The organism is Frankia sp. QA3 (genome assembly GCF_000262465.1).
GTDB lineage: Bacteria > Actinomycetota > Actinomycetes > Frankiales > Frankiaceae > Frankia.
The window spans coordinates 639088-658453 of record NZ_CM001489.1 but is presented as its reverse complement, the minus strand read 5'-3'; the positions used below and the strand labels follow the sequence as shown (position 1 = coordinate 658453).

Here is a 19366-nt window from a genome sequence, read left to right as displayed (position 1 = left end):
GCCTGGCTCGCCGGCCTCGCCGAGCGCCCGGTGCGCCCGGCGCACAGCGCCGCCGAGGTCCTGGCCCGGCTCGACGGCCGGCTGCCGGCGGGTCCCAGCGACCCGGTGGCCGTCGTCGACGCGCTCGTCGAGGCGGTGGGGGGCGGGCTGACCGCCACCGGCTCGCCCCGGTTCTTCGGCTACGTCGTCGGCGGGACCCTGCCCGCGGCGCTGGCCGCGGACCTGCTTGCCGTCGTCTGGGACCAGAACGCGGCGCTGGCGTCGCTGTCGCCCGCGGCCAGCGCCGCCGAGACCGTCGCCGGCCGCTGGGTCGCCGAGCTGCTGGGCCTGCCGGTGGACGTGTCGGTCGGGTTCACCACCGGCACCCAGATGGCGCACGTGACCGCGCTCGCCGCCGCCCGCCAGCGGGTGCTCGCCGACGCCGGCTGGGACGTCGCCGCCGACGGCCTGACCGGGGCGCCGCCGGTGCGCGTGCTCGCCGGCGCGGACCGTCACGCCACCGTCGACGCCGCGCTGCGCCTGCTCGGCTTCGGCACCCGCGCCATCGTCGAGGTGGCCACCGACGCCCTCGGCCGGATGCGCCCCGACGCCCTGCGCGCCGCCCTCGACGCAACCGCCCCCGCGCGGCGACCGACGATCGTCATCGCCCAGGCGGGGGAGATCAACACCGGCGTCTTCGACCCGCTCGCCGAGATCTGCGCGCTCGCCCACGCCCACGGCGCCTGGGTGCACGTCGACGGCGCCTTCGGCCTGTGGGCGGCGGTGTCGGCGTCGGCGGCGCGACGCGCCCTCGTCGCAGGGGCCGAGCTCGCCGACTCGTGGGCGACCGACGGCCACAAGTGGCTCAACGTCCCCTACGACTGCGGGATCGCGCTGGTCGCCGACCGGGCGGCCCACCGGCGGGCGATGTCGGCGTCGGCGGACTACTTCGTCCTCGACTCCGCGGGGCAGCTCGACCCGGTCGACTGGACGCCGGAGTTCAGCCGGCGGGCCCGCGCCCTCGCCGTCTACGCGGCGCTGCGCTCGCTGGGCCACGCGGGCCTGCGCGACCTCGTCGACCGGTGCTGCGACCTCGCCGACCACGCCGCCACCCGGCTCGCCGCGCTGCCGGGGGTGACCGTGCTCAACGCGACCGGCGACCGCGGCGGCCCGGGCCCCCTCGTCGCGCTCAACCAGGTCCTGATCCGGGTGGACGACCCACGCCCGGCCGACCGCGCGCACGATCCCGGGCAGGCGGGATCGGCGGCGCGGGGCGACCGGCTGACCCGGCGGGTCACGGCGGCGGTGACGGCCGGCGGCGAGGCGTACGTGACCGGCACGGTGTGGCGGGGCCGCGCGGCGATGCGGCTGTCGGTGAGCAACTGGGCGACCTCGCGGCGGGAGGTCGACCGCGCGGTCGCCGCGATCGCGGCCGCCGTCGCCGAGGCCCGACGCCCCTCCCCCGCCACCGCGGTCGCGACGGCGCCCCACGGCGGTGTCCCGCGCGCCGCGCCGCGGCGGCCGGCGACGCCGATCCGCACAGCCGCGGTATCCCTTCGTAGTGCCGGGCCGACACAGCGGTGGAGGTGCCCGGCGGGCTGCCGCGGGCCGCTAGGCTGCTGGCGGGGGAAGCCCCGTCCATCCGGCCGATCCCCATGGCGAGCGCACCCGGCGCGCCGGTGTGCCGTCCGCCCATGACGGGGTGATCGGCCCTCGCTTCGACCGGCGTGCCCAGCGCGCGGGAGGGTCCGACGTGTCAAACTCCTTCGTCCACCTGCACGTTCACACCGAGTACTCGATGTTGGACGGGGCGGCTCGGCTGAAGGACATGTTCAGCGAGGTGTCGCGCCAGCAGATGCCGGCGGTCGCGATCACCGACCACGGCTACATGTACGGGGCGTACGACTTCCACCGGCAGGCCACCGCCGCGGGGGTGAAGCCGATCATCGGCTGCGAGGCGTACGTCGCCCCGGAGTCGCGCCTGCTCAAGCAGCGGGTGCGCTGGGGCGAGCCGCACCAGAAGGGCGACGACGTCTCCGGCGGCGGCTCCTACACCCACATGACGATGTGGGCGCGCAACGCCGACGGCCTGAAGAACCTGTTCAGGCTGAACTCGCGGGCCTCGATCGAGGGCCACTACATCAAGTGGCCGCGGATGGACCAGGAGATCATCGCCGAGCACGCCGACGGGCTGATGGCGACGACCGGCTGCCCGTCCGGCATCGTGCAGACCCGGCTGCGCCTGGGCCAGTACGACGCCGCGCTGCAGGCCGCCGCCACCTACCAGGAGATCTTCGGCAAGGAGAACTTCTTCTGCGAGATCATGGACCACGGCCTCGACATCGAGCGCCGGGTCCGTGACGGGCTGGTCGACATCGCCCGCGCGCTGGACATGCGGTTCGTCGTCACCAACGACTCGCACTACACCTACGAGCGCGAGCGCGACGCCCACGCCGCCCTGCTGTGCGTGCAGACGGCCTCGACGGTGGCCAACCCGTCGTTCCAGTTCGAGGGCTCGGGCTACTTCCTCAAAAGCGCCGAGGAGATGTACGGGATCGACTCCTCGGACATCTGGCAGGAGGGCTGCGAGACCACGCTGCTGATCGCCGAGCGGGTCGACCCGGCCGGCATGTTCGCCAAGCGCAACCTGATGCCGCGCTTCCCGGTGCCGGACGGCGAGACCGAGGAGAGCTGGTTTCGCGCGGAGACCTGGGCGGGGATGGCCCGGCGCTTCCCCGACGGCTACGACGACGAACACCGCGAGCGGGTCGAGTACGAGATCGGGATCATCCTGCAGATGGGGTTCCCGTCGTACTTCCTGGTCGTCGCGGACTTCATCATGTGGGCGAAGAGCCAGGGCATCCCGGTCGGGCCGGGCCGCGGCAGCGCCGCCGGGTCGATGGTCGCCTTCGCGCTCGGCATCACCGACCTCGACCCGATCCCCCACTCGCTGCTGTTCGAGCGCTTCCTCAACCCCGAGCGCGTGTCCATGCCCGACATCGACATCGACTTCGACGAACGTCGCCGCGGTGACGTGATCCGTTACGTCACCGAGCGCTGGGGCGACGACCGCATCGCCCAGATCGTCACCTTCGGCACCATCAAGGCCAAGGCCGCGATCAAGGACTCCTCGCGGGTGCTCGGCTACCCGTACGCCGTCGGCGACCGGATCACCAAGGCGATGCCGCCGGCGGTCATGGGCAAGGACATCCCGCTGGGCGGGATCTTCGACCCGAAGCACCCCCGCTTCAGCGAGGCCGGCGAGATCCGCGGGCTGTACGAGTCCGACGCGGACGTCAAGAAGGTCATCGATACCGCGAAGGGCCTCGAGGGGCTGATCCGCCAGGCCGGGGTGCACGCGGCCGGCGTCATCATGTCCGCCGAGCCGATCATCGACCACATCCCGGTGTGGCGCCGCGACGCCGACGGCGCGATCATCACGCAGTTCGACTACCCGACGTGTGAGACCCTCGGCCTGCTCAAGATGGACTTCCTGGGCCTGCGCAACCTGACCGTCATGGACGACGCGGTGCGCAACGTCGAGGCCAACCGGGGCATCACGATTGACCTGCTGGGGCTCACCCTCGACGACTCCGCGGCCTACGAGCTGCTCGGCCGCGGCGACACCCTGGGGGTGTTCCAGCTCGACGGCGGGCCGATGCGCTCGCTGCTGCGGATGATGCGCCCGGACAACTTCGAGGACATCTCCGCCGTGCTGGCCCTGTACCGGCCGGGGCCGATGGGCGCGAACTCGCACATCAACTACGCGCTGCGCAAGAACGGCCAGCAGGAGATCACCCCGATCCACCCGGAGCTGTCCGACGCGCTCGCCGACATCCTGGACACGACCTACGGTCTGATCGTCTACCAGGAGCAGGTCATGGCGATCGCGCAGAAGGTCGCCGGCTACTCCCTCGGCGGCGCGGACCTGCTGCGCCGGGCGATGGGCAAGAAGAAGAAGGAGATCCTCGACAAGGAGTTCGTCCCCTTCTCCGAGGGGATGAAGACCAACGGGTACTCCGAGGCGGCGATCAAGACGCTGTGGGACATCCTCGTCCCGTTCTCCGACTACGCGTTCAACAAGGCGCACACCGCCGGCTACGGGCTGGTCTCCTACTGGACGGCGTATCTCAAGGCGAACTACCCGGCCGAGTACATGGCCGCGCTGCTGACGTCGGTGCGCGACGACAAGGACAAGAGCGCGATCTACCTCAACGAGTGCCGCCGGATGGGCATCCGGGTGCTCCCGCCGGACGTCAACAGCTCCAACGCCGACTACACCGCCCACGGCGAGGCCGAGATCCGGGTGGGCCTGGCCGCCATCCGCAACGTCGGGACCAACGTCGTCGAGTCGATCGTCCGTACCCGGAAGTCGAAGAGCCGCTTCGTCTCCTTCCCGGACTTCCTCGACAAGGTCGACGCGGTGGTCTGCAACAAGCGCACCATCGAGTCACTGATCAAGGCCGGCGCGTTCGACGCGCTCGGGCACACCCGCCGCGGCCTGGTGGAACGGCACGAGCAGGCCGTCGACGCGGTCATGGGCGTCAAGAAGAAGAACGCCGAGGGGCAGTTCGACCTGTTCGCCCTCGACGCCGACGACGACCCGGGCGCCGCGCCCGTCTTCGGCGTGCAGGAGTTCTCCGACCAGGAGTGGGACAAGGCGGTCAAGCTGTCCCACGAGCGCGAGATGCTCGGACTCTACGTCTCCGATCATCCCCTGCGCGAGGTGGAGCACATCCTCACCGCGAGGGCGGACTGCAGCATCGCCGCGCTGACCGGCGGGGAGTACGCGGACGGGTCCACCGTGACCATCGCCGGGATCATCTCCAGTCTGCAGCGCAAGGTGACCAAGCAGGGAAAGCTGTGGGCGCTGACCACCGTCGAGGACCTCGCGGGCGGGCTGGAGGTGATGTTCTTCCCGCAGACCTACGAGGTGTGCTCCACCCAGCTCGCCGAGGACGCCGTCGTCATCGTCCGGGGCCGCCTCGACAAGCGGGAGGACACCCCGCGCCTGATCGCCGCCGAGCTCACCGTGCCGGACCTCAGCGAGGCGGCACTGAGCCCCCCGGTGGTGATCACCATGTCCGCGGCCCGGGTGAACCCGCCGACCGTGGAACGGCTGCGCGAGGTGCTGGGCACCCACCCGGGGACGACCGAGGTGCATCTGCGGCTGCAGACCCCCGGCCAGACCACCCTGCTCCGCCTCGACGACGCCTACAAGGTCCAGCGCACCCCGGCGCTGATGGGCGATCTCAAGGCCCTGCTCGGCGCCGCCGCGGTGGCCTGACAGAACCGCCGCGCACCCACCGTCACCTGCGGTTTTCCCCTCGTCAAAAGGTTGTTTTATTCCCCCGGACGGGGATACCGGCATGCGACACCGGACACCGTTCGGGCACGGTGTTTCCGGGGGACGATGAGATCCAGGTAACCAGGTGCGACCGCGCCCCGCGGGGCTGGGCCGACCACGGGCCGCAGCCGACCGACCGGGCAGACCGGCGTGGGCGTGGCTCCGGGTCGGGCGGGTGCCGACCGGGCAGACTCCGGCGACGTCCCAGCCGAAGGGACCGCGCACACGACCCGGAGGATGCGCCTTGACGATCAGTCGAGAACTGGAGGAGCACGAGCCCGCCGCCCAGACAACCCACGTTCCGGACCCACAGTGGTCGCCGGAGCTGGTACGGGCGACCCGCACCCTGCTCGAGACCTTCATCGGGACCACGCCACCGGTGCGGATCGTCCTGTGGGACGGCTCCGCGCTCGGACCGGACACCCCCACCCAGGTCGTGGTGCGCTCGCCGGAGGCGATACGCCGCGCCCTGTTCCGCCCCGGCGAGCTGGGCTTCGCGCGCGCCTTCGTCGCCGGTGATCTCGACGTCGAGGGCGACATCTTCGCCGCGCTTGAGCTGCGCAACCACCTGTCCGCCCTCCCCCGCCGCCCCACCGCCGCGACGGCGCCCGCCCTGCTCACCCTGCTGCGCACGCTCGGAGCCCGCCCGCCCGCCCCGCCGCCGCAGGAGGCCCGGCTGCACGGGCGCCGCCACAGCCGGGACCGCGACGCCGCGGCGATCTCCCATCACTACGACGTGTCCAACGCGTTCTACCGGCTGATCCTCGGCCCGACGATGACCTACTCGTGCGGGGTGTGGGAGTCGCCGGCCGCCGGGCTCGACGCCGCCCAGACCGCCAAGCACGAGCTGATCTGCCGCAAGCTCGGGCTGCGCCCCGGCGAGCGGCTGCTCGACGTCGGCTGCGGGTGGGGCAGCATGCTCATCCACGCCGCCCGCCATCACGGCGTGCGCGGCGTGGGAGTGACGATCTCGGTGGAGCAGGCGGCGCAGGCCCGCCGCCGGGTCGCCGAGGCCGGGCTCACCGACGCCATCGAGATCCGCCTGCAGGACTACCGGGAGATCCCCGACGGCCCGTTCGACGCGATCAGCTCGATCGGCATGGTCGAACACGTCGGCCGCGCGATGCTGCCGACCTACTTCGCCAGCCTCTACCGGCTGCTACGCCCCGGCGGCCGGCTGCTCAACCACGGCATCTCCTTCCCCGGCGACCCGGCCGGGGCACACCGCCACCGGCCCCACCTCGGCCCGATCCCGCTGCCCAGGGGCCGCGACTTCCTGCGCCGCTACGTCTTCCCGGACGGGGAGCTGCACGAGATCGGCCTGATGACGTCGCTGACGCAGGCCGCCGGCTTCGAGGTCCGCCACGTGGAGAACCTGCGTGAGCACTACGCCCTGACCCTGCGGGCCTGGGTGAGCCGGCTGGAGGAGAACTGGGACGCCGCCGTCGCCCAGGTCGGCGCCGGGCGGGCCCGGGTGTGGCGGCTGTACATGGCCGGCTCCGCGCTCAGCTTCGAGGCCGGCCAGTCCCAGATCCACCAGACCCTCGCCGTGCGCCCCGACGCCGGCCGCGCCGGCCAGCCCCTGCGCCCCCGCTACGACTCCCCCGCCCTCCTGCCTCCCCAGCCCACCACCGGCTGACCGCGGCCGGCTGACCCGCCAGCCAAGCGCCTCCCTGTACTCAGCCGAGCACACCGAGCGCACAAGGGTGCGGCACACCGTCCCGGCCAGATCGCGGTCAGATCGCGCCGAGGGATAGCCACGGCATTTCGGGCGCAAACCGTGCCCAGCCCTCGGCACGATTCCGTCCCCGACCGATCACGAAACCCGACCGATCACGGTAGGGGGCGACAGCCAGCGGCACCAGGACCTCGGCCTGCGAGCCGCGCATTGCCGGGTCAGTGGAGACGTCGGACCCTTGCGTCCGGACCACGCCGGCTCTGCTCGTCGGCGACGGCGTTGATGACGGCGACGATCATCGTACCGGGCCCGAAGGCCTCGGCCTCGGCGAGGGCGAACAGGCCGTAGAGCAGCTTCGCCTCGTAGACCGGTTCCAGGGCCAGCCCGTGGCGGTCGCGGAAGTCGGCAATGAACCGGGCCAGCTCCGGGGTCGACTTCGCGTAGCCGCCGAAGTGGAAGTCGTAGGCCATGGTCCAGTTGCCGGAGTTCGCGCCGAACGCCGCGCGCTGGAGGGCGTCGACGTCGTCGGCGAGGAAGCCGGCGCCCCGCAGCACCGGGACACCGAGGGCGCGCTGGCCCGGCGCGAGACCGGCCGCGATGCCGGCGAGGGTGCCACCGGTGCCGCACGAGCAGCAGATCACGTCGAAGGGCCGGTCGATCTCGGCGGGCAGCTCCGCGCAGCCACGCGCCCCAAGCGCGTTGCTGCCGCCCTCGGGCAGCAGGTAGAACGCGCCGAACTCGGCGCGCAGCCGCTCGACGAGCGCAGGCGACGTCTTCTCCCGGTAGGAGGTGCGGTCGAGGTAGGTGAGCCGCATGCCGGCGTCTGCGGCGAACCGCAGCGTCGGGTTGAGCGGCAGGTGCTCCTCGCCGCGGATCACCCCGACCGTCCGCAGGCCGAGCAGCCGGCCGGCCGCCGCCACGGCCCGGATGTGGTTCGAGTAGGCGCCGCCGAAGGTGAGCAGCGTGTCGTGGCCGAGCCGGCGCGCCTCGTCGAGGTTGCCCCGCAGCTTGCGCCACTTGTTGCCGGGGATGTCCGGGTGGATCAGATCATCCCGCTTCAGCAGCAGGCGGATGCCGTGCGCGGCCAGCCGGCCGTCGGCCAGCTCGTCGAGCGGGGAGGGCAGCCTCGGCGGCAGGTCGGCCAGTCTCACCGCCCCGCTGGGGTCCGTTTCCCGGGCTCCCGCCATCCGACGTCAGCATAGCCGGGGCCGCGCCATCCACGCTGATGATCAGCAGCCCGGCGGGCTCACCCCGGCGGCTTGCCGCAGGCGAATTTGACGTCATACCGTACGGACGGGGACCGGACGATGACCCAGAAGCGCTGGGAGTCCTCGGTGTACGTGCCGGAGACCCGGATCTCGGCGGACGCGCCATTCGGCAGAGTTCCAGCCGCCGGCGCGAGCGTCACACCGGGTGCAGGTGGACCACCGCTGAATGCCTGACCGGCGTGCGGCTCGGTGGTGGTCGTCACTGCCGTGAAGCGGGCCGGTCCGAACTCGGCCCTGATGATGATCCGCGTCGAGAGACTCCCGCAGATGATCGGTTCACCCGCCGGTCGGATCCCGACGAGGGACACGTTGTTCGGGAACTGCTCGGGTTTGTTTGGATCGATTATCGGCGGCTTCACCGGCGTCGACCCGTCGAGCAGGGCCTTGCGGGTCTGCGGGCCGACGATGCCGCTGGCGGGCGTGATGCCGCGCTGGCTCTGGAAGTTCGCGACGTTCGTCCTGGTCTGGTCGAGGAACGCCCCGGTGACCGGCTGCGCCGGGTATCCGTGAGTGCGCAGCGCCCGCTGCAGCGCCGCGACGCAGTTGCGCCCGCCGACCGGGTCACGCTGGCCGACCTGCAGGGTCGGGCAGTTCGCCAGACTGGTCTCGGTCCCGCCGCCACCACCGCCACCGCCATCTCCACCGCCGCCACCACCGCCATCTCCGCCGCCGCCGCCGCCGCCCCAGTTGATGCTTCCCCCGCCGGATGCGCAGCCGGCACTTGCAAGCCCCAGCGCCAGGACCACGGCGACGAGGGCTGTCAGCCGGAACGGACTGTGAGGTGACCGCATGACGCGCACCTCAGCGCGATGCGGGGCGGCGGCCGGGCACCCGCGGCGTCGGAGCCACCCCCTGCCCGGCGGCCCGAACCCGTGCATCGGCCCCACCCGGGACCCTTTCTCGATCATGCATTCCCCCTGGGCAGAGCGGCGGAAGCGCCGCGCCGCCCCCACCTCGAAGGCCGCCGACCAGGCATCTGACGATTCCTCGCGGTATCGCGCCTGGTCCGACCACCATGCCGCCGGCGGACACGGACACCCCCGGGAAGGCGCGAACTCCCCCGCAGGTATGCACGAACGGCCGCCGCCGCCGGCATGCACGGACGGCTGCCGCATGCACGGACGCCTGCCCGCAGGCACGTGAGGGTGCAGAGACGCGGGGGTACGCAGAGACGCGAGGGTACGCAGAGACGCGAGGGTACGCAGAGACGCGGGGATACAGAAGGGGGGCCGCAGGGCGCGGTCAGTGCAGCGGGGGGAAGGTGCGGTCGGCCTTCTCGCCGGCCTCGAGGAGGTTCACCGCGGGGCCGACGATCAGGGGGTCCGGGATGCCGACGACCTCGGGATCCTTGCCGGTGTAAGGCAGCTCGTGCAGGACGTGGCGCATGGCCTCGAGGCGGCCCCGCTTCTTGTCGTTGCTCTTCACCACCGTCCACGGCGCCTCGACCGTGTCGGTGTAGAAGAACATCGCCTCCTTGGCGTCGGTGTAGTCGTCCCAGCGATCCAGCGCGGCGAGGTCGATCGGGCTGAGCTTCCACTGCCGGACCGGGTCGATCTGGCGGACGATGAATCGGGTCTGCTGCTCGCGCCGGGACACCGAGAACCACAGCTTGAACACCGTGATGCCGCTGCGCGTCCACATCCGCTCCAGCTCCGGGGCCTGGCGCAGGAACTCGCGGTACTCCTCCGGGGAGCAGAAGCCCATGACCCGCTCGACGCCGGCCCGGTTGTACCAGGACCGGTCGAACATGACGATCTCGCCGGCCGCGGGCAGGTGCTCGACGTAGCGCTGGAAGTACCAGGACTGCTGCTCGCGCGGCGACGGCTTCTCCAGGGCGACGACGCGCGCCCCGCGCGGGTTCAGGTGCTCGGTGAACCGCTTGATCGTGCCGCCCTTGCCGGCGGCGTCTCGGCCCTCGAAGGCGAGCACGATGCGCTGCCCGGTCTCCTTGACCCAGTACTGCATCTTCAGCAGCTCGATCTGCAGCAGCCGCTTGTCCCGCTCGTAGTCGGTGCGGTCCAGGCGGGTGTCGTAGGGATAGTTCTCCCGCCAGGTGTTGACCGGGGTGCCGTCGGGCCGCAGCAGCGTCGCCTCGTCGTCGTCCTCGTCGAGGACCCGCAGGCCAGCGAGGCTCTCCGCCTGGATGCCGACCCGCTCGGCGAGGCCGACCGCGCCGAGCCACCCGCCGATGCCGTCGGCGATGCCGCGCACGAGCGGCTCGGCCCGGCCGTCGGCACCCTTGGGGATCACCCGTTCGACGTGGGTCACGCTGACTTCCCTCCCATACGGACAACGAGGCGGCACCGGGCGGCTGTTCCCGCCCGACGGCGCCGTCCACGGGGCGAATCCGCAGGGCCGGGGGCAGCCGGCCGGCCAACGGTACGGAGGCCGGCGGGCCCCCGGTCGACGCCCGGCCGAACACGAGGTGACGGAAGCATCCACATCCGACATAACAGTCACATCAGACGACCACGGCAGGCCCGTGGTCGTCCCGCGGTCAGCCCGGCAGGCGGAAGGTCAGGTCGGCGGCGGGGACCGTCGTGTCGAGCTGGGCGCGCTGCAGCCGGCCGGAGTAGTCCCAGCTCAGCGACTGCCAGCGGGTGACCTGGTCGAGCATCCAGAGCCCGGACTGGCGGCTGCCGTTGCCGGAACGGCCGTTGCCGCCGAAGGGCAGGTGCGCCTCGGCGCCGGTCGTCGACCCGTTGACGCTGACCATGCCGGCACGCACCCCGCGGCGGAACCGGAACGCGCTCGCCGCGTCCGCGGTGTAGATCGACGACGACAGACCGTAGCCGGGCAGGTTCGCCAGCTCGATCGCCTCGTCGAGGTCGCGGTAGGTGGTGACGCCGACGATCGGGCCGAACGTCTCCTCGCGGAACAGCTCGTCGTCAGGGCGGACCCCGTCCACGATCAGCGGATGGTAGTAGAGCCCACGGTCCGGGTCGCCGACGAAGCCCCGCCGCGGGCCGTTGCGCGGCAGGCCGCCGCCTCCGGCCGCACCGGCCGTCCCCGCGCCGGCGGCGGCCCCGGTGATGCGGCCAAGCGCGGTGGACCCGGACAGGCGGTGGTGGTCGCGCAGAAGGGTGAGGTGACGCTCGAACCCGGCGGCGAACCGGGCGTCGAGCAGCGGCCCGTAGAGCACGTCGCCGGTGGGGTCGCCGATGACCGCGGCGGACACGGCGGCGTCGAGGCGGCGGACGAACGCGGCGTGCACCGACTCGTGCACGATCGCGGTGCCGAGCGAGGTGCAGCGCTGCCCGGCGGTGCCGAACCCGGCGAACACGGCCGCCTCGACGGCGGCGTCGATGTCGGCGTCGGGCGTGACCACCATCGGGTTCTTGCCGCCGAGCTCCAGGCACGGCGACTGCAGGTGCCGCCCGCACAGCGCGCCGATGTACCGGCCGACCTCGGTGGACCCGGTGAAGCCGACCTTGTCCACCGCCCCGGCGGCCAGCGCCCGCTCCAGGCCCAGCGACGTCGCCCGGCCGTCGGCGGGGACGAGGTTCACCGCGCCCGCGGGCACCCCGGCGGCGGTCAGCAGCTCCACCATCGCCTGCGCGCAGGCGGCGGCGTACTCGGCCGGCTTCCACACCACCGTGTTCCCGGCGAGCAGCGCCGGCACGAGGTACCAGGACGGGACCGCCACCGGGAAGTTCCCGGCGGTGATCACCATCATCACCCCGAGGGGTTCCCGGAAGGTGAACAGCTGGCGGTCCGGCATCTCCGACGGCACGGTCTGCCCGTAGAGCCGCCGGCCCTCCCCGCGGAAGAACTCGCAGGTGTCGATGATCTCCTGGACCTCGCCGCGGGCCTCGGCGGCGGGCTTGCCGACCTCGCGGGTCACCAGCCGGGCGAGGGCGTCGGCGTTGTCCGCGACGAGCCGGCCCAAGCTGCCGATCACCGACCCGCGCACGGGGGCCGGCACCGCGGCCCACGACCGCGCGGCCGCCCGGGCGGCGACGGCGGCGGCGAGGATGGTCTCCGGGCCGACGAGCTCGACCTCGGCGACGACGTCGTCGAGCCGGGCCGGATCGGTCGAGGGGACGACCCGGACCGGCTCCGGCTCCACCTCGGCGCCGCCGGCGGGACCCCCGACGGTCGCGCACAGGTCATGGGCGCGTCCGGCGATGCGGGCGCCGACGCGGCGCGGCCGCACCAGCGTCATGATGAGCTCCCTTCCGCCAGATCGGCGACGACCCGGGCGAGCGCGGTGACGCCGGTGCTGAGCTGGTCGGCGCTGACCGTCAGCGCCGGACGCAAGCGCAGGGTGCGGGCCCCCGCGGACAGCACGAGGACATGTTCGCGCACCCGCAGCCGGCGCAGCACCTCGTCGCGGGTGGCCCGGTCGGGCAGGTCCACGGCGCAGAGCAGGCCACGCCCGCGCGGGTTGGCCAGCAGCCCGGGATGGGCCGCCGCGAGCGCGGTCAGCTCGGTCAGCAGACCGGCACCGAGCTCACCGGCCCGCGCGATGAGCCCCCGCGCCTCGATGACCTCCAGGATCCGGGTCGCGCGGACCATGTCGACGAGGCCGCCGCCCCAGGTGGAGCTGATCCGGCCGGGGACGGACAGGACGTTGGCGGCGACCTCGTCCACCCGCCGCCCGGCCATGATCCCGCCGAGCTGGACCTTCTTACCGAAGGCGACGATGTCGGGGCGCAGGCCGAGCTGCTGGTAGGCCCAGGCCGACCCGGTCACGCCGACCCCGGTCTGGACCTCGTCGAGGACGAACAGCGCGTCGTGGCGGGTGCACAGCGCGGCCATGGCGGCGAGGAACTCGGCGCGCAGATGGTTGTCGCCGCCCTCCCCCTGGATCGGCTCGGCGAGGAAGCAGGCGATGTCGTGCGGGTGGGCGGCGAAGGCCGCCTCGGCCTGCCCCAGCGCGGCGCGCTCCGCGGCGGCGACGGCGTCGAGGGCGGCGCCGGTGCAGGGGAAGGTCATCGCCGGGCAGTCGATGCGCGGCCAGTCGAACACGGGGAACCGGTCGGTCTTGACCGGGTCGGTGTTGGTGACCGACAGGGTGTAGCCGCTGCGCCCGTGGAAGGCGTGCCGCAGGTGCAGCACGCGGCGGCCGAGCCGGGCGGGCCGGCCGTGGGCGGCGTTGTGCCGACTCTTCCAGTCGAAGGCGCACTTGAGCGCGTTCTCCACCGCCAGCGCGCCGCCCTCGACGAAGAACAGGTGCGGGAGCTCTGGGTCGCCGAGGACGCGGGCGAAGGTGCGCACGAACTCGGCGTAGGCGGCGGTGGCGACGTCGGGGTTCGCCGGCTTGTTGACCGCCACGCGGCCCAGCCGGTCGAGGAACTGTGGGTCGCCGGCCAGCTCGGGCGGATTCACTCCGAGCGGCGCCGAGGCGAAGAAGCTGTAGAGGTCGAGGTAGCGCCGGCCGTCCCGGGCGTCGACGAGTACGCTGCCGACGCTTTCGGCCAGGTCGCAGACCAGATCCAGGCCGTCGACAAGCACGTGGTCGCGCAGCACGGCCAGCACGTCGCGCGCCGCCACGGGCGGCCCGACCGGCACCGCTTGCACCGCGTCCGCCCCCGCCACCGCGGGCCCGGCGGGTTGAACGGCGGATCCGGCCGCAGCGCCGGCACCGGGCGAGCGGGCCGGCCGCCCTGTGGCCCGTGGAACGCGGACGACCATCCAGGCTCCCTCCCGTCACCGATCGCGGCAAGCGCCGGGCACCCGCACGACCTCCACCCCAGGCGAATATCTTCCCTCAAAAGTCCGATTGAATCTTCAATATTCTCGCATTGCCCCGGATCTTCGCATGATCATCCCGTCGATGATGGAGCCGGCCATCGATTCGTCGGATCAACCGCCCCGGACCGGCGACGGACCGGCGACGGACCGAGAGTGATCTCTTTATCGACAAACAGCGACGACTCGGCCAGCAGGTGAGGGCGACCACCGCGCCGGGAGACAATCGCCTCATTCCCCGCACTGTGCCGGGGCGCGCCCCACCAAAGCGTGACCGGATACCCTCCCCCGACCCCGTTGATCCCCGCACCACCCGCCCGCCGGCGGAGCTCGGAGAATAGGAAGCGGTGTGCTGACACCCCTGACCTCGGACGACCCACGCCGCATCGGACCCTTCCGGCTGGCGAACCGCATCGGCGCCGGTGGCATGGGCGTCGTCTACCTCGGCTTCGGCGACGACGGCAAGCCGGTCGCCGTCAAGGTCCCCTCCACCGGCCTCGCCGACAACCCCGAGTTCCGCTCCCGGTTCCGCCACGAGGTCGACGCCGCGCGGCGCGTGCGAGGCAACTCCGTGGCGGCGGTGCTCGACGCCGACCTGACCGGCGAACGCCCCTGGATGGCCACCGAGTACGTCGAGGGCCGCAGCCTCGCCGACGCCGTCGCCACCCGCGGAGAGCTCGACGACCGGCTGGTCCACGGGCTGGCGATCGGGCTCGCCGACGCCCTCGTCGCCATCCACGCCGCGGGCGTGGTGCACCGCGACCTCAAGCCGGCGAACATCCTGCTGGCCTGGGACGGTCCGAAGGTCATCGACTTCGGCATCGCCCGCGCGGGGGACAGCACCAGCCACACCCGCACCGGGATGCTCATCGGCACGCTGGTCTGGATGGCCCCCGAGCAGCTGCGCGGCGAGCGGGCCGGACCGCCCGCGGACATCTTCGCCTGGGGTGCCTGCGTGGCGTTCGCCGCCGCCGGGCGGCCCCCGTTCCGGGGCGAGCGCGCCGAGGCCGTCGGCATGCAGATCCTCACCGCCGAGCCGGACCTCGACGACCTGCCGCCCGACCTGTTCGGCGTCGTGCGCGCCGCGCTGGACAAGGAGCCCGCCCGCCGGCCCACGGCCACCGAGCTGCTCGCCCGGCTCGTCGGGCGCGACGTGCGTTCCCCCGCCGACTCGGACGAGGCCAGCGTGACCGCCCTGGCCCAGGTGTGGTCGCTGCCGCCCACCCCGCCGCAGGGCGCCGGCCCGCTCGGGGGATCCCGCAACGCCGGGTATGGCGCGGCCGGGGGGCGTCCCGAACGCGCCGCCGCGGGCTACCCGGATCCGACGGTGCGCGACCCCCGGTCGGGCTACGACGCCCCGCCGGGCTACGGCGGCCGTGCCAGCGCCGGGTACGACCAGGCCGGGTACGACAGCCGCGCCGGATACGACAACCAGGCCGGGTATGACAACCAGGCCGGGTACGACAGCCGCGCCGGGTACGGCTACGGCGGCCCGACCGCGCGCGGCGGCGGTCCGGGCTACGACGAACGCGCGTCCGGTCCAGGGGGACGCCGCGCCACCGCGCCCTATTCGGACCAGCACGCTGCGGGCTACGGCGGCGCCGGGCGGCGGGCCGACGGCTGGGACGGTGCCCCGGCGGGCGGGCGCGGCCCGGGGGGCGGGCGGCGTGGCACGGTGATCGCGGTCGCCGTCCTGATCGCGCTGCTGCTCGGCGGCGGGATCGCGGCGGCCGTCGCGCTCGGCGGCGGCAGCGCAGACGACACCGCCGCCCCGCCCGCCGGGTCCACCCAGGGCACGGACGGCACGTCGGGCGCGACGGCGACGAGCGGCCCGGCACCGGGCACCGTCACCGCCCCGCCGCCGCAGAGCTCCTCGCCCTCGCCCAGCCAGACGCCGTCGGCGTCCCCGAGTCCCGCGACGCTGTCCACCGACGACGCGGCCGCCCTCGTGCGCGAGAAGGGCTACGAGCCGGACATGAGCACCTACCAGGAGGACCGCCGGCTCAGCGTGGTGATCGGTACCGCGCCGCCGGCCGGTGACACCCCCCGCCAGCTCGCCTTCGTCTTCGCCGAGGGCCAGTACCGCGGCACCGACACCAAAGCGCCGAGCGCGCACGTCGCCCTCCAGCGCCAGCGCAACGACCACGAGGTCGTGCTGCGCTACGACACCTACGACCCGCAGGACCCGATCGGTTCCCCATCCGGCCACGACGACGTACGCTTCCGCTGGAACGGGACGAACTTCGCCGCCCTCGACCCGATCCCGTCGAACGATCCGAACGCCACCGGTAGCCGCCGGTAGCCGTCCGTGGCCGTCCCGCCGGAGACGACGCGCCCACCCCCGCGAGCGGCCGCATACGGGCGGCTGGAAGCATTACGGTTCAGGGGAGCGCGATCCCACGGCGGATGCGGCGGCCCGGTGGGCGGCCCGCGGCCCCCGGGGACGACGGGGCCAGCCGGGCCCACAATGATCAGGGGAGTAACCATTTCGGCGCAGGTCGGGCGGTCCGGGTGGCGTCACCGGACCCGGCGGCGGACACGGTGCCGGTCGGGACGGCCGGTCGGGACGGCGTCGCGATGTTGACACCGCTCGTCGAGGACGACCCGCGACAGGTCGGCCCGTTCGCCATCCACAACCGGATCGGCGCGGGTGGCATGGGCACCGTCTACCTGGGTTTCAACGCCGACGGGCGGGCCGCGGCGGTGAAGGTGCCCGACGCCAGGTTCGCCGACGACCCCGAGTTCCGCGAGCGCTTCCGCCGCGAGGTCGCCGCCGCCCGGCGGGTGCACGGCCGCGCGGTGGCCGCGGTGGTCGACGCCGACCCGGAGGCCGTCGCCCCCTGGCTTGCGACCGAGTACGTGGAGGGGACCAGCCTCGCGGACGCGGTGCTGCGCCACGGGCGGATGGAGGAGCGGCTGCTGCACGGCTTCGGCGTCGGACTGGCCGACGCCCTGATCGCCATCCACGCCGCCGGGGTCGTCCACCGCGACCTCAAGCCGTCGAACATCCTGCTGGCCTGGGACGGCCCGAAGGTCATCGACTTCGGCATCGCCCGGGCCTCCGGGGTGCCCAGCCACACCCGCACCGGGATCCTCATCGGCACGCTGGCCTGGATGGCCCCCGAGCAGCTGCGCGGCGAGCGGGCCGGACCGCCCGCGGACGTCTTCGCCTGGGGCGCCTGCGTGACCTACGCGGCCACCGGCCATCCGCCGTTCGCCTCGGAGCAGGCCGACGTGCTCACCCGGATGCGCCAGGACCGCCCGCCGGACATCGCCGGGGTGCCCGACGGGCTCGCCCCGCTGGTGCGCGCCGCGCTCGCCCGCCGCCCGGAGGATCGACCGAGCGCGGCCGAGCTCGTCCGCCGGCTCGTCGCCGACCCACGGGTCGCCACGCCCGCGGACGCCGACCGGGCGGCGGCGCTCGCCCTCACCCCCTGGCAGGCCCGTCCGCCGCTCGCCGCCCCCGGCGACGCCGGAGTCGCCCGCCCCGCCGGGGCCGCCGGGGCCGCGGGGGCCGCAGGGGCCGCCGCGGCGCTCGATCCCGACCAGCCCGACCAGCCGACCCACCCGCTGGCCCTACGCCCCACCCCGCCGCCGGGTGGCGACCGCTCCCTCGGCACGCTCCCCGTGGCGCGCTGGTCCGATCCCACCGCGGGCGGCGACGAGCCGCCCGCCGGCGGCACGGATCCGGCCGGACGCAAGCTCGTCGACGTGTCGCATCCGACCGACCTCCGCCCGTTCGCCACCGGGCGCCCCGTGCTTGCCGCCGCGGGTGGTTCGGGCGCCCTGCGCGCCGGCGCGGGAGGTTCGGGCCCTCTGCGCACCGTCGCAGGGGGTTCGGGCGCCCTGCGCGCCGGCGCGGGAGGTTCGGGTGGGGTGGCCCGCGGCGGCAGCCCGCTGGACACCGCGTTCGGCTGGTTGCCCCCGCCGTGGCGGCGGTCAGCCCCGCTGGCGGGCGGGGCGCTGCTGGTCGTCCTGCTGGTCGGCATCGTCGCGGTCCTCGTCGCGGCCGGCGGCTCGGATCCGCAGGTGGAGCCGCCGCCGGTGCCGGTGGATCGCACGGCCCCGGGCGCGCGCTCCGATCCGGCTGTGCCCGGCGGCGGGCCGCGGTGGACGCCTGACGGCGGGGCCCGCGACCCGCTACCTTCGCCGCGGACCCCCGTGCCGCCTCCCGGCGGGTCGCAGCCCGGCCCGACGGCCGGTCCGCGGACCCCCGCCACGGCGACCGTCCCGCCGAGCGCCGAATCGAGTCAGGGGCCGACCGAGCGGCCGACGCCGACGTCGGGTGCCTCCCCGAGCGGTGAGCCGTCGCCGTCGGCGAGCGCCTCGGCTCCGGCGTCGCCGACGAGCTGCCCGACAACCGGGCCGGTCGGGACACCCACTCCCCCGCCGCCCGCCTGCTAGCCGAGCGGCGCCGGCGAGCGGAGCCGACCCCCGGCGCCGGCGGACTGCTCCACCCGATCGCCCACGGCTGTCGAGCGGGGCCGGCCCACGTGGGGCCGGCGGCGGCCGAAGGTCACGGCCGGGCTCGCCGCACCCCCGACTGCCGCGTCTTGCCGCGCTCGGTCGAGTACAGAGAGGTGCTGCAGGTCGGTGACGGTTCCAGGACTAGGGAACCGTCACCAGCCTCCAGCACCTTCCGACCCGCGCATGGCCCGGATCGCATCCGGGCCACCAGACCGATGGGACTCACTCGGCTAGCCGTGCTGACCTGCCTGCGGCCGACCGGCGAACTGGACTCACCGCCGCCGCGGGCCCCCGGCGTCGCCGGCCGCCGGCGTTCGCGCCCGTAGCCGCAGCCGCCCACGCGGACCGCCCGGTGCTCGAGGCTGCGAGTCCGGATCCCGCGCCGAGCCCGCTGCGGGGGCGCACGACGTGGCGGGTCACGGCGCGGCGGTGGTGTACAGCTGGTAGCCGCTCGGCGAGGGCTGCCCGGTCGGGGAGCTGCCGGCGCAGGACCGCTTGCCGCTTGTGCGTCCGCCGGAGCTCTGGCAGGTCCTGGTCGGTCTGGGCGTCGGCTTACTCGTCGGCTTGGGCGTCGGCGGGCTGGACGGGGGCTCCGCCGACGGTGCCGGGGGCGTGGCGGTGGGTGAGCGCGTCGCGGGAGGAGGCGGCGGTGTCGTGACGGCGCTACCCGGACTGGGTGACGCCCCGCCCGGGGATGGCGGCGGTGGACCGGCGGGCGCCGAGGTCGGGTTCGGCCCCGCGGCGCTGCCGGGAACGGGGGCACCGGGGGCTGCGGGGGGATTGCCCGCGACGCCCGCGCGCGGCGCCGCCCCGGACCCGAACCAGCTGCCGCCTGCACCACCACCGCTGGTGCCGGTCAGCCCCGGCACCACGGGGCCGGCGCCCGGGGAGGCGCCGGCGGTGCTGGCGCTCACCCGGGCGGCCGGCGAGGGG

General features: G+C 74.1%; 10 protein-coding genes and 1 pseudogene. 6 read left to right on the top strand and 5 right to left on the bottom strand.

Features of this window, described 5'->3' with window-relative positions:
- The 3 genes from FRAQA3DRAFT_RS02610 to FRAQA3DRAFT_RS02600 all read left to right on the top strand — a co-directional run.
- Nucleotides 1–1677: aminotransferase class V-fold PLP-dependent enzyme (locus FRAQA3DRAFT_RS02610; RefSeq protein WP_009737506.1), on the top strand; the 1677-nt coding region annotated here is incomplete at its 5' end.
- A 55-nt stretch (nucleotides 1678–1732) separates the two neighbouring features.
- Nucleotides 1733–5266, top strand: a complete 3534-nt coding sequence (gene dnaE, locus FRAQA3DRAFT_RS02605; RefSeq protein WP_009737505.1) for a DNA polymerase III subunit alpha — start codon at nucleotides 1733–1735, stop codon at nucleotides 5264–5266.
- Nucleotides 5267–5570: 304 nt separating this feature from the next.
- On the top strand, nucleotides 5571–6965 hold the full coding sequence (locus FRAQA3DRAFT_RS02600) for a cyclopropane-fatty-acyl-phospholipid synthase family protein (protein WP_009737504.1): 1395 nt from the start codon (nucleotides 5571–5573) through the stop codon (nucleotides 6963–6965).
- A gap of 257 nt (nucleotides 6966–7222) precedes the next feature.
- Here FRAQA3DRAFT_RS02600 and FRAQA3DRAFT_RS02595 read toward each other — a convergent pair whose 3' ends face one another.
- The 5 genes from FRAQA3DRAFT_RS02595 to lat form a co-directional block, all read right to left on the bottom strand.
- Entirely contained in the window at nucleotides 7223–8191 is a 969-nt protein-coding gene (locus FRAQA3DRAFT_RS02595) for a 1-aminocyclopropane-1-carboxylate deaminase/D-cysteine desulfhydrase (protein ID WP_009737503.1), read from the bottom strand.
- Between the two features lie 59 nt (nucleotides 8192–8250).
- Nucleotides 8251–9063 (bottom strand): peptidoglycan-binding protein, encoded by an 813-nt coding sequence (locus FRAQA3DRAFT_RS35690; protein ID WP_009737502.1) that lies wholly within the window; start codon nucleotides 9061–9063, stop codon nucleotides 8251–8253.
- 451 nt (nucleotides 9064–9514) lie between these two features.
- Nucleotides 9515–10540: a polyphosphate kinase 2 gene (ppk2, locus tag FRAQA3DRAFT_RS02585; protein ID WP_009737501.1), complete on the bottom strand. Its 1026-nt coding sequence runs from the start codon at nucleotides 10538–10540 to the stop codon at nucleotides 9515–9517.
- A gap of 229 nt (nucleotides 10541–10769) precedes the next feature.
- Nucleotides 10770–12437, bottom strand: coding sequence for an aldehyde dehydrogenase family protein (locus FRAQA3DRAFT_RS02580; protein ID WP_009737500.1), 1668 nt, complete (start codon nucleotides 12435–12437; stop codon nucleotides 10770–10772).
- Nucleotides 12434–13909, bottom strand: a complete 1476-nt coding sequence (gene lat, locus FRAQA3DRAFT_RS02575; protein WP_009737499.1) for an L-lysine 6-transaminase — start codon at nucleotides 13907–13909, stop codon at nucleotides 12434–12436. Before lat ends, FRAQA3DRAFT_RS02580 begins: the two co-directional genes overlap by 4 nt.
- A 406-nt stretch (nucleotides 13910–14315) precedes the next feature.
- Between lat and FRAQA3DRAFT_RS02570 the strand changes: the two genes are divergently transcribed.
- The 3 genes and pseudogenes from FRAQA3DRAFT_RS02570 to FRAQA3DRAFT_RS35685 form a co-directional block, all read left to right on the top strand.
- Entirely contained in the window at nucleotides 14316–16268 is a 1953-nt protein-coding gene (locus FRAQA3DRAFT_RS02570; protein WP_009737498.1) for an LppP/LprE family lipoprotein, read from the top strand.
- Between the two features lie 275 nt (nucleotides 16269–16543).
- Entirely contained in the window at nucleotides 16544–18370 is a 1827-nt protein-coding gene (locus tag FRAQA3DRAFT_RS38190; RefSeq protein ID WP_035922005.1) for a serine/threonine-protein kinase, read from the top strand.
- 558 nt (nucleotides 18371–18928) lie between these two features.
- Nucleotides 18929–19366, top strand: a pseudogene (locus FRAQA3DRAFT_RS35685) (hypothetical protein); the annotation flags it as partial.